Source organism: Pontibacter mangrovi, assembly GCF_006385705.1.
In the GTDB taxonomy this organism is placed as follows: Bacteria; Bacteroidota; Bacteroidia; order Cytophagales; family Hymenobacteraceae; genus Pontibacter; species Pontibacter mangrovi.
Window position 1 is genome coordinate 123917 of record NZ_VFRQ01000009.1, and the last position, 12358, is coordinate 136274.

Here is a 12358-nt window from a genome sequence, read left to right on the forward strand (position 1 = left end):
GTCAGTAAGTCTCTAAACTATAGAGGCGGACGCTGGGGTAAAAGCTAGATAGCTTAATTGCAAAGGAAAAAGAAAAGCGTCCGGCAAAGTTGCGTTTATACTTTGCCGGACGCTTTTTGTACTTATACTATGATACTTTTCTGGAGAGCTATTCTTTAGCTACATCCCAGGCAAAATCAAGAATATGGATCTTCATAACCTTAATCTCTGGCCAGCTTAAAGTAGACCACCGCCAGCGGCGGTAACTTCACCGTGATGGACTGATCCTGGCCATGGAACGGCTCCGGGTCGGTCTGGATCGGGTTTGCGTTGTGCACGTCGCTGCCGCCGTAACGGCTGTCGTCGGAGTTAAAGATCTGCACCCACTTGCCGGCATGCGGTGCCCCTAGCCTGTAGTGCTCGTGCAGCGCCGGCGTAAAGTTGCATACGACCAGCACATCGTCCTGCGGATTGTCGCTCTTGCGCAAGAAGCTCATCACCGAGTTATGCGCATCGTTCAAATCTATCCACTGGAATCCTTCGGGACTGAAGCTGTGCACATACATGGCTGGCTCTGCTTTGTAGATGGCGTTCAGCTCGCGGAGCAGCTGCTGTATGCCCTGGTGCGGGTGGTACTGCATCAGGTGCCAGTCCAGGCTGCTGTCGTGGTTCCATTCGCTGCTTTGCGCAATATCGGCCCCCATAAACAAAAGCTTGGCGCCAGGGTGCGCATACATGTAGGCATATAAGGTGCGCAGGTTGGCAAACCGCTGCCACTCATCGCCCGGCATTTTGCTTAACAAAGAGCCTTTGCCGTGCACCACCTCATCGTGCGAGAGCGGTAGCATAAACCTTTCGGAGAAGGCATAGACCATGCTGAAGGTAATATCGCCCTGGTGGTAGCGGCGGTAGATCGGGTCTTTCTCAAAGTAATGCAGCGTGTCGTGCATCCAGCCCATCATCCACTTGAGGTTAAAGCCCAGGCCGCCATGCTCTAGCGGGCCCGTCACGGCAGGCCAGGCGGTAGACTCTTCGGCAATCGTCAGCACCTCCGGAAAGTTATCGTGCACCGCGTGGTTAAAATCTTTCAGGAAGGAGATCGCCTCCAGGTTCTCGCGCCCGCCGTGCTCGTTGGGTATCCACTCGCCTGCCTTGCGGCTGTAGTCCAGGTACAGCATCGAGGCCACCGCATCCACGCGCAGGCCGTCTACATGATACTTGTCCAGCCAGAACAGGGCGTTGCTGATAAGGAAAGAACGCACCTCGTTGCGGCCATAGTTAAAGATGTAGCTGTTCCAGTCAGGGTGGAAGCCCTTGCGCGGGTCGGCGTGCTCAAACAGGTGCGTACCGTCAAAGTAGGCCAGCCCGTGCTCATCCGACGGAAAATGCGACGGCACCCAGTCCATAATTACGCCGATGCCGTGCTGGTGCAGCACATCGATCAGGTGCATCAGGTCAGTTGGGGAGCCCAGCAAACTGTGGGCGGCAAAATAGCCGGTAATCTGGTAGCCCCAAGACCCACTAAACGGATGGTGCATCACCGGCATGAGTTCCACGTGAGTAAAGCCCAGCTCCTTTACGTAGGCAGGCAGTTCCTCAGCCAGCTCGCGGTAGGTGAGCGGGCGGTTGTTGTCCTCTGGCTTGCGGCGCCAGGAGCCCAAGTGCACCTCATACACGCTGTAAGGCTGCGGCTTGCCCAGCTTTTCTTTGCGGGTATCTATCCAGTCCTGGTCCTGCCAGGCATACTTCAGCTCCGACACGATGGAAGCGGTTTGAGGCGGCACTTCGCGGCAGAAGGCAAACGGGTCGCTCTTCTCTACATGGAACAGGTGGTACTTGGATTTAATGTGATACTTGTACATCATGCCGGTCCGCACATCCGGTATAAATCCCTCCCAAATGCCCGAATCATCGTGGCGCGCATGCAGTTGATGGTTCTCGCGGCTCCAGCCGTTAAACTCCCCCATCACCGACACCTGCTCGGCGTTAGGCGCCCAGACAGCGAAGTAAGTGCCGGGGCGATCGTGCAGCTCCATCGGGTGTGAGCCCAACTTCAGGTACAGGTTAAAGTGCTTTCCTTCTTTAAACAGGTAAATATCAAAATCCGTGAAGAGGCTGGCCTGCCATACGGGTTGGTCGGACTGGCTGCCCGCCGGCACCAGCACATCCCCGGCTTCCACCACTTTGGTGGCCGTCGCTTTTTTGCCACTCCCCTGCACCTTGGCTTTTACCACTTCCATCACCCCCTCTTTGGCGGCTACCTCCACCGGCACCTCCTGCTCCTGCTTCTTGGGCCTGCCGCGCTTTTTAGCCGGGGCTGGTTTTTCTGTGGCAGGGGCATCAGTCGCCTTCTTACGCGTGCGCGTGGTCTTTGCTGCCGCTTTGGCCTCCTCGGCGGCCATCGGCTCCTCCTTCTTTTTTCTGCCGCGCGTCGCGCTGCCTGTACTTGCCTTGGCTGCCTTGTTCTGGTCGGTAGTCTCGGGGTTTGTGCTTTCTTTTCTCTTAGCCATTCTTATACTTTTTCATGATGTACTTGATGCCTCTGATAGGGATGAGCACCCAATCCGGACGGTTATTCAGTTCATAGCCCAGTTCATAGATCGCTTTCTCCAGCAGAAACGTATGAATGAGGGTTTCAAAGTCTTCTTCCTTGGCAGGCACAACGCCCGTGCCCATGGTTTTGCCCAGGTACGCGTGCATGTAAAAGCCGCTGGCATAGTGGTACCACTGCTCTGCCCAGCCCTCCAGGTAGTCCATGTCCTCCTTCCGCAGCCCCTCCTCCTGAAACAGGGCGCTGTAGGCAGCATAGTGCAACGAACGGATCATACCGGCCACATCGCGCAGGGCAGAGCGCTTCAGGCGCCGCTCACTGAAAGAACGGGCAGGCTCGCCTTCAAAATCGATGATGTAGAAGTCTTTGCCGGTAAACAGCACCTGGCCCAGGTGGTAGTCGCCGTGCGTCCGGATCTTCTGCGTATCGATCTTGTGCGCGAAAATCATCTTCAGGCGCTCCAGAATCTCGCCCCGCATCTGCAGCACCTCCTCGGCCTCGCCGCGCACATGGTCAGGCAGGTTAGGCAGGTGCTTCTGCAGGCTGTCGAAATTGCTGCGCACCAGCGAGGTAAGCGAAGAGTAAAGCGAACGCTGGTAGTGCAGAGAGAAGTTTTCCGGCGTAAAGTCTTTGTTATTGGTCACGGAGCCCAGCGCCAGGTGCATTTCTGCGGTGCGCAGTCCCAGCAGCTCCAGCCTGTCCACGTGGGCGCCTCCAATCTGCATTTGCACCTCCTCCGGAATGTCGGAGAAAGGCATTGGCCGCGACAGAGAGCCAGACACAGGCGCCAGCTTCAGGCGCTCGTTGTCTGTTTTCAGGCGCTCGTACAGGCGCTTCAGCGAGTCACCGAAATAACTCCAGGCGTCGCCCTGGTTGGGCACCAGCTCCTGCAGCATCACCAGCACCATCGGCGGCTTGTTGCCCTCCAGCTGATCGATGGCCCCCAGGAAGCGCGGCACATGGTCGTAGCCGATTCGCTCAGTCAGCATCTGCACCACTTCCACATCTGGGTTCATGGTGCGGTCCAGTTTGCGGTATACTTTCAAAAAGAAAGCGTTGTTGTAGATCACAGAGGTATTGCTCTGCTCGGCCGACAGGATCTTGGAGGTCACCGGGCTATCCATGTTTCGAAGCTCTGCGGCCACGCCACGGTCGCTGTAACCAACCAGCTCTGCCCCGTTTTGCCGCACCTTTTTGCGTTTTGCTATCAGTTGCAGCAGCATCAGCCTGTAGTCCTCGCTGTACAGCGCATCATACAGCACGCCTTCTTTGCTGTCTATACTTGCTTTGGTGATAACCGCATTCGGGAAATGGTCGCGCAGCTCCTGCTCCTGCTCGCCGGTGGCGAAGGCAACCGGCAACTGGTACAACTCCGGAAGTCCCTCGTTGTAGCTCACCTCCACAAACAGCAGCGCCGCCCCCCCTTTGCTCAGCGGCATCGGGATGTGCTGCACTACCTGCATGCGCTGCATGGTGCGGGCCTTGCCCCCAAACCAGCGGCGCTGCCAGATATAGGCCGGCAACACGCGGTTTTCCAGCTCCCGCAGCGTCTGGGCGTCCAGTGGCTCTTTCAGGCCTTTCAGCTTCAGGAGCCGTTTGCTCTGCTCCTGGGCTGCGTCCTGCGGCGCCTCCTGCGGGCGCAGCTCCATCCAATAGTAGCCATGCCCGCCCACGGTAAACAAATAGGATTCATCCTTGATGCCTGGAAACTTGTTCTTGCTGAACACCTCCATCGGCACATGGCCGCGGTACTCCTGCAAATCCAGCTCCACAGCTTCCGGGAAGCGGGACAGGTTAGCAATCACCAGGATCGTCTCGTCTTCATACTCCCGCACGAAGGCCAGCACTTTGGAATTACTCGGGTTCAGGAACTTGATGCTGCCGCGCCCAAAGGCTTTGTAGCGCTTACGCATGTTAATGGTGCGGCGCATCCACCAGAGCAGCGAGTTGCTGTTGTGGTTCTGCGTCTCCACGTTCACCGACTCATACTTATACTCCGGATCGATGATGATGGGCAAGTATAGTTTCTGCGGGTTAGCCTCAGAGAAACCGGCGTTGCGGTTATCGTTCCACTGCATGGGCGTGCGCACCCCGTCGCGGTCGCCGAGGTAGTAGTTGTCGCCCATGCCAATCTCATCGCCATAGTAGACCACCGGTGTGCCGCGCATCGAGAACAGCAGAATATTCATCAGCTCAATTTTAGCGCGGTCGTTGCCCAGCAGCGGGGCCAGGCGGTGGCGAATCCCCAGGTTAATGCGCGCCTGCGGGTCCTTGGTGTATACTTTATACATGTAGTCGCGCTCCTCGTCTGTTACCATCTCCAGCGTCAGCTCGTCGTGGTTTCTGAGGAACATGGCCCACTGGCAGCTTTCGGGTATGGCCGGCGTCTGGTTAAAGATGTCGATGATCGGGTAGCGGTCCTCCATCTTCAGCGACATGAACAGGCGCGGCATGATGGGGAAGTGGTAGTTCATATGGCACTCATCGCCGTTACCGAAGTACGAGGCAGAATCCTCGGGCCACATGTTGGCCTCGGCCAGCAGCAGCCTGCCGGTATACTTCTTGTCTACGTGGGCGCGTAGCTTCTTGAGGAAGTCGTGCGTCTCGGGCAGGTTCTCACCGTTGGTCCCTTCGCGCTCAAACAAGTAGGGCACGGCATCCAAACGGAAACCGTCCACACCCAGATCAAACCAGTAATCGAGCACCTTGAACACCTCTTTCTGCACGGCCGGGTTGTCATAGTTCAGGTCGGGCTGGTGCGAAAAGAAGCGGTGCCAGTAGTACTGCCCGGCCACCGGGTCCCAGCTCCAGTTGCTCGGCTCGTAGTCGGTAAAGATGATGCGCACATCCTTGTATTTGTTCGGGTCGTCGCTCCATACATACCAGTCCCTGTACTTGGAGCCCTTCTTGGCACGGCGCGCGCGCTGGAACCAGGGGTGCTGGTCGGAAGTATGGTTGATCACCAGCTCGGTGATAACCTTAAGCCCGCGCTTGTGCGCCTCGCGCACAAACACCTTGAAGTCCTGCATCACCCCGTAGCTTGGGTTGATGCTCAAATAGTCGGCAATGTCGTAGCCGTCGTCGCGCAGGGGCGAGGGGTAAAAGGGCAGCAGCCAGATAGCCGTTACACCTAAGTCTTCGAGGTAGTCGAGCTTCTGCATCAGGCCCTTAAAGTCGCCGATGCCGTCGCCGTTGCCATCCTTGAAAGCCTTTATGTGCAGCTCATAGATGATGGCGTCTTTGTACCAGTGGATGTTGTCGTCAAGCTCGATTTTTTCGTCAGCCATAGTTGTGGTCAAAAGGGTTCTTTTTTATTCGTTGGAGTGGTGCTCGGATGGCAGCCAGGTATCATCTAAATTATCGTGCCCCATGCCAGGGCTGGCCTCTTCTATACGGAAAACATGCACCGGCATCTCATGCGGGCGCAGCTCCACGTAATTATGCTCGCCAGTCCAGGTATACTTGCGCTCGGTCAGAAGGTCGTGCACCAGGTACTGCTGGTCTGGTTTCATCTTCAGCTTCCAGAGCGGCACTTTTACCCAGCCGCTTTGCGTGTGGTGCGGGTCCATGTTCACGACGATAAACATCTTGTTCTTGTAGTCGCTGCTCCACTTGGCGTAGCTCAGGATGGCCTGGTTATCGCAGTCACCGAAGGCAATGTTCCAGGTAGTCTGCAGGGCCGGGTTCACCTTTCGTATCTTGTTGATGAGCGTGATCACCTCGCGTATTTTCGTCAGCTTCCCCCAGTCCCAGTGCTTTACCTCATACTTTTCGGAGTCATAATATTCCTCTTTGCCCGGCACCGGTTGGTTGATGCCGAACTCATACACCGGCCCGTAGAGGCCGTAGTTAGAGGAAAGCGTGGCCGCCATCACCACACGGGTGATATGCGCGGGCTCGCCGCCCTCCTGCAGCGCGTAAGGCAGGATATCGGGGGTGTTGGGCCAGAAGTTCGGGCGGAAATACTCGCGCAGCTCCGACTGCGTGAGCTCGGTCATGTACTGCTTGATCTCCTCGGCCGAATTGCGCCAGGTGAAGTAAGTATAAGACTGCGTGAAGCCGATCTTGGCCAGACGCTCCATCACGCGCGGACGCGTAAAGGCCTCACTCAGGAAGATGACCTGCGGGTACTGCTTATGAATATCGGCAATCACCCATTCCCAGAAACTGAAGGCTTTGGTGTGCGGGTTATCCACCCGGAAGATGAACACGCCCTGGTCTATCCAGTGCAGCAGCACGCGCTTGAGTTCGCGCCACAGGTTAGGCCAGTCCTCGGTCTCGAAGTTTACGGGCAGCACGTCCTGGTACTTTTTGGGTGGGTTCTCGGCATATTGCACCGTGCCGTCGGGGCGCCACTTAAACCACTGCGGGTGTTCTTTCACATAGGGATGATCCGGGGAGCACTGGATGGCAAAGTCCAGCGCCACTTCAATGCCATGCTCCCGTGCCTCGTGCACAAACTCCCTGAACTCGTCCAGCGTGCCCAGTTCCGGCAGGATGGCATCGTGGCCGCCCTCGGCCGCGCCAATGGCCCAGGGCGAGCCCGGCTCGCCCGGCTCCGAGGTAACCGCGTTGTTCTTGCCCTTGCGAAAGGCGCGGCCAATCGGGTGAATCGGCGGCAAATAGATCGTATCAAAACCCATCTCGGCAATGCGGGGCAGCAGGCGGATACCGTCTTTAAACGTGCCGTGGCGGCCGGCCTCCTGCGCCGCAGAGCGTGGGAAGAACTCGTACCAGGCGCTGAACAGGGCCTTCTGCCGCTCCACGTCCAACGGAAGCACTTTATCGTAGGTCGTCACGTTCTCATTCTCGCAGCAGGCATGCATCAGCTCGCTCACTTCCGGCCCGGTGGCAAAGGCCACATCCCCGGCGTGCGACTGGCTATTGCGCAGCTGCTCAGCCCATTTGCGCAGGCGCTTCTGCTGTCCCGGCTTCGACTTCTCGGCGGCGGCCTCCATCTGCTGGGCCCCGATCTGCAGTTCCACTGTCACGTCCTGGTTGGCCTCAAATTTCTTTTTCAGCCCTTTCTGCCACGTATAAAAATGATCTACCCAGCCCTCAATGGTATACTCGTAGCGTCCCATGGCATCTGGCGTAAAGGCAGCTTGCCAGCGGTCGTTGCCCAGAAACTCCATGGGGACGGATTCCCATTTTTTGCGGCGGGAGTGGCGGTACAGTAACCGCGCCTTCACTTCATCATGCCCATCGGCAAACACATCGGCGGTGACCACCATCTCCTCCCCCACCACGCGCTTGGCCGGAAACCTGCCGCAGTTTATCTGGGGCTTTACATTTTCTATGACAATTCGTTTTGTTCCTTCGAGCTGTTCCATTAAGCTTTGTTTATACTATACCCGTTGTACGTACTAATCCTGGATAAATATGTTTCGTTGAATATTACAGGCGGGCGCTCAGCATGCGTCAGCGACCGAGTCTGTTATGTCAAGCCCCGCTAAACGCGCCCCCCACAAACACAGCGCTGCAAGCCAAAAACGTACAACCTAAAGCCATTAAAGTCAGTTAATACGTGCTGAGGAAATTCCCGTTTATATGGCCATACTTAGAGAGATAGGAGCACATTATTCCCCTGAAAAAAAAGGGACTGTTTTTACTGTTTGGGCACCTTTTGCCAAGAAGGTGGACGTACTGCTGCACAAGCCCGAGCCAATAGAAGTGCCGTTGCAGCGCGAAGCCATGGGCTACTGGACCGCCCTGAGCGAGTTTGCCAACCCCGGCACCCGCTATACCATCCTGTTGGATGGGGAGACCGAGCGCCCCGACCCTGCCTCTTTTTACCAGCCCACCACTGTGCACGAGGCCTCTGCCGTGGTAGACCATACTTCCTATGCCTGGACGGATAAGAAATGGAAAAACCTGCCGCTGCACCAGTACATTATTTACGAGCTGCACGTGGGCACCTTTACCCCGGAGGGTACTTTTGAAAGTATCATCGAGCGCCTGCCGGAGCTGAAGGAGCTGGGCATCACTGCTATTGAGCTCATGCCGGTGGCGCAGTTCCCCGGCAGCCGCAACTGGGGCTACGACGGGGTACTGCCCTTTGCCGTGCAGAACTCCTACGGCGGACCTGAAGGGCTGAAGAAACTGGTGAACGCCTGCCACGAGCAGGGGCTGGCCGTGGTGCTGGACGTCGTGTACAACCACATGGGCCCGGAGGGCAACTACCTCCACGACTTCGGCCCCTACTTCACCGACAAGTATAAAACGCCCTGGGGCTCGGCCCTGAACTTTGACGACAACCACTCGGATGCGGTGCGCAATTATTTTATCCAGAACGCGCTGATGTGGCTGCGCGACTGCCACATCGATGCCCTGCGGCTGGATGCCGTGCATGCCATTTACGACATGGGCGCGAAGCATTTTTTGCAGGAGCTGCAGGAGCACGTGCAGGAACTGGAAGAACAGGTGGGCCGCGATTTTATACTGATTGCCGAGAGCGATTTGAACGATGTGAGGCTGATAAACCCAATGGAGCGCGGCGGCTACGGCCTGGATGCCCAGTGGAGCGATGATTTCCACCACGTGATCCACGCCATGGTGACCGGTGAGCAGGACGGCTACTACAAGGGCTTCGGCAAACCCGAGCAGCTGGCCAAGGTCATGACGCAGGCATTTGTCTACGACGGCCTGTACTCTGAGCACCGCCACCGCACTTTTGGCAGCAGCACCGAAAACAACCGCGCCGAGCAGTTCGTGGTCTGCTCCCAAAACCACGACCAGGTGGGCAACCGCATGCTGGGCGAGCGCCTCTCGGACCTGGTGGACTTTGAAACCCTGAAAGTGGTGGCCGGCCTAGTTATACTTTCGCCGTACCTGCCCATGCTGTTTATGGGGGAGGAGTACGGGGAGCAGAACCCGTTTTTATACTTTGTGAGCCACGGCGACGAGGAATTGATTGAAGCGGTGCGCAAAGGCCGCCGCGAAGAGTTTAAGGCTTTTGCCTGGCAAGGCGAGGCACCCGACCCGCAGAGCGAGAAGACCTTTAACCGCTCCAAGCTCAGTCGCAGCTATACTTCCAACGCGCGGCAAAACCAGCTCCGTGCGTACTACAAGCAATTGATACAGCTGCGCAAAAGCGCCCCGGCCCTCTCTAAACCGAACAAAGCCACCGTACACGCCCGTATGGAGGCTCACGACAGGGTGCTGCACCTGGTGCACCAGACCAAAGAGCCGCACCTGTACTGCCTTTTTAACCTGAGCGATACCCAGCAGGACGCACAGCTGCTGCGCACCCAGGAGACAGCCGGCAGCTGGCGGGTGCTTCTGCAGTCCGGGGCAACGGCATGGGGCGGGCCTGGCGAAACCCAGCCGGACACGCTGGAGCAGAAAGCCCATCTGACGCTGCCTCCCAAATCAGTACTTATACTTCAACAACAGCTTAGCCGATGAACAAGTACATTTGCATACACGGCCACTTTTACCAGCCCCCCCGCGAGAACCCCTGGCTGAACGAGGTGGAGCTGCAAGAGTCCGCAGCGCCCTACCACGACTGGAACGAGCGCATCTCGGATGAGTGCTATGCCCGTAACTCTGCCTCGCGCATCCTCAACGGCAACGGCAACATCGTCGACATCATCAACAACTACAGCTACATCAGCTTTAACTTTGGTCCCACCCTGCTGGAGTGGATGCAGAAAAAAGACCCTGCCACCTACCAGGCCATACTGGATGCCGACAAGCAAAGTATAGAGCGCTTCTCCGGCCACGGCTCCGCCCTGGCGCAGGTATACAACCACATCATCATGCCGCTGGCCAACGAGCGCGACAAGCACACGCAGGTGATCTGGGGCATGTACGATTTTAAAAAGCGCTTTAGCCGCGAGCCGGAGGGCATGTGGCTGGCCGAAACCGCCGCCGACGTGCCTACGCTGGAGGTGCTGGCTGCGCATGGCATCAAGTTCACCATCCTCTCGCCTTTTCAGGCCAAAGCCTTTCGTAAGATCGGCGACAAGCAATGGACAGAGGCAGAGGGCGGCAGCATAAATCCGCGCCGGCCATACGTGTGCCAGCTGCCTTCAGGCAAGCAGATCGTGCTCTTTTTCTATGATGGCCCGGTGTCGCAGGGCATTGCTTTTGAGGGCTTGCTGGAGCGGGGCGAGGATTTTGCCCATCGGCTCAGCGGCACGTTTGACTCGACCAAGGAGCCGCAGCTCATGCACATTGCCACCGATGGCGAGACCTATGGCCACCATCACCGTTTCGGCGAAATGGCCCTATCTTATGCCATCCATCATATTGAGGAAGAGCAGCTGGCCCAGATCACGGTGTATGGGGAGTTCCTGGAGAAGTATCCGCCAAAGTATGAGGCGCAGATCATAGAGCCCAGCTCGTGGAGCTGCGCCCACGGCGTGGAGCGCTGGCGCAGCAACTGCGGCTGCAACACCGGCGGTCACCCCTCCTGGAACCAGGAGTGGCGCAAGCCAATCCGCGAAACGTTTGACTGGCTGCGCGACCAGCTGATTCCGCTCTATGAGCAGGAGATGAAAAAGCTGGGCGCTGCAGACCCCTGGGCTGCCCGCAACGATTACATCCAGGTCATCATGGACCGCTCCGAGGAAAACGTGACCAACTTTATCAAAAGCCATGTACCGCGGGAGCTGACCAAAGAGGAGCAGGTGCGCTTCCTGAAGCTGATGGAGATGCAGTATCATACCTTGCTGCTCTACACCAGCTGCGGCTGGTTTTTTGACGAGGTGACCGGCATCGAGACACTGCAGGACATCCTGTACGCTGCGCGCGCCATGCAACTGGCCCACGACCTGGGCAGTGCTGACCTGGAGCCCGAGCTGCTGCAGCGGCTGAGCCAGGCCAAGAGCAACTACAAGAAACGCGGTGACGCCGCCCAGGCCTATATCCGCACCGTAAAACCCACCATGATCGACCTGCTGCGCGTGGGCGCCCATTACGCGGTAGCCTCGCTGTTCCAGGAGTTTTCCGAAGTCATGGACCTTTACAGCTACACGGCCACGTCAGAGGCGAACGACTACATGCAGGCAGGCAAGCAGAAGCTGGCCATCGGGCGGGCCGTCATCAAAAGCAAGATTACCTGGGAACAGGTTACTGTCACCTACAGCGTGCTGCACCTGGGTGACCACCAGCTTTTTGGAGGCGTGCGCGAGTTTATGAGCGACGAGGAGTATGAGCGCCTGGGGCTGGAACTGAAAACCGCCTTCGAGCGGGGCTATGTAAGCGAGGGCATCATGCTGCTCGACAAGCACTTCAGCTCCCACAACTACTCTTTCTGGCACCTGTTTAAGGATGATCAGAAAAAAATACTGGACCAGGTGCTGTCCCAAACCATGGAGAGCCTGGAGAACGATTTCCAGCAGCTGTACGACAACAACTACGCCCTGATCTCGGCCATCCAGACGATCGGCATGCAGATGCCGCGCCCCCTGCAAACTACTGTAGAATATATCGTGAACACCCATCTCTTGCGCGAATTTGAGTCGGAGGAGCCTTCGCCGGACGAAATCAAGCGCCTGCTGCAGGAGGTGCAGCGCATGAGCGTGACGCTCAACTACGACAACCTGGAGTTTGCCCTGACCCAGCGCGTGGACATCCTGATGAAAAAGATCCAGGATAATCCACAAGACATTAAAACCATTGACTTACTCATTTCCTTGCTGCAGGTAATGCAGGGCTCCAAACTACAGACAGACTATTGGCAGGCCCAGAACATCGCTTTTAGGATGCAGCAGAACACGTACAAAGAACAAAAAGCGCAAAGCGAGCAAGGCAACCCTGCAGCAGCAGCCTGGTGCAAGAAATTTGAGACGCTTTACGAAAACCTCAACCTCAAACTATAAA

The 12358-nt window shown here is 57.1% G+C and carries 5 protein-coding genes; 2 read left to right on the top strand and 3 right to left on the bottom strand.

From position 1 onward, the window contains the following. Positions 1–200: 200 nt before the first annotated feature. Genes glgB through FJM65_RS16390 form a run of 3 tightly spaced genes read right to left on the bottom strand, consistent with a single transcriptional unit; the run spans position 201 to position 7863 of the window. Positions 201–2489, bottom strand: a complete 2289-nt coding sequence (gene glgB, locus FJM65_RS16380) for a 1,4-alpha-glucan branching protein GlgB (protein WP_239022988.1) — start codon at positions 2487–2489, stop codon at positions 201–203. Then, the gene (gene treS, locus FJM65_RS16385) at positions 2482–5817 is read right to left on the bottom strand and encodes a maltose alpha-D-glucosyltransferase (protein ID WP_140622635.1); all 3336 of its coding nucleotides are present in this window, start codon (positions 5815–5817) and stop codon (positions 2482–2484) included. The genes glgB and treS overlap by 8 nt, the downstream gene beginning before the upstream one ends. A gap of 24 nt (positions 5818–5841) precedes the next feature. Then, positions 5842–7863, bottom strand: a complete 2022-nt coding sequence (locus tag FJM65_RS16390; protein WP_140622636.1) for an alpha-1,4-glucan--maltose-1-phosphate maltosyltransferase — start codon at positions 7861–7863, stop codon at positions 5842–5844. 217 nt (positions 7864–8080) lie between these two features. On the opposite strand from FJM65_RS16390, the gene treZ reads away from it, so the two are divergent. Next, on the top strand, positions 8081–9937 hold the full coding sequence (treZ, locus tag FJM65_RS16395) for a malto-oligosyltrehalose trehalohydrolase (RefSeq protein ID WP_140622637.1): 1857 nt from the start codon (positions 8081–8083) through the stop codon (positions 9935–9937). Beyond that, positions 9934–12357, top strand: coding sequence for a DUF3536 domain-containing protein (locus FJM65_RS16400; protein ID WP_140622638.1), 2424 nt, complete (start codon positions 9934–9936; stop codon positions 12355–12357). The genes treZ and FJM65_RS16400 overlap by 4 nt, the downstream gene beginning before the upstream one ends. Position 12358: the final 1 nt, after the last annotated feature.

Coding starts and splice junctions, on each gene's coding strand:
- FJM65_RS16390 (WP_140622636.1), bottom strand. CDS start 7,863: ATGGAACAGCTCGAAGGAACAAAACGAATTGTCATAGAAAATGTAAAG.
- treZ (WP_140622637.1), top strand. CDS start 8,081: ATGGCCATACTTAGAGAGATAGGAGCACATTATTCCCCTGAAAAAAAA.
- glgB (WP_239022988.1), bottom strand. CDS start 2,489: ATGGCTAAGAGAAAAGAAAGCACAAACCCCGAGACTACCGACCAGAAC.
- FJM65_RS16400 (WP_140622638.1), top strand. CDS start 9,934: ATGAACAAGTACATTTGCATACACGGCCACTTTTACCAGCCCCCCCGC.
- treS (WP_140622635.1), bottom strand. CDS start 5,817: ATGGCTGACGAAAAAATCGAGCTTGACGACAACATCCACTGGTACAAA.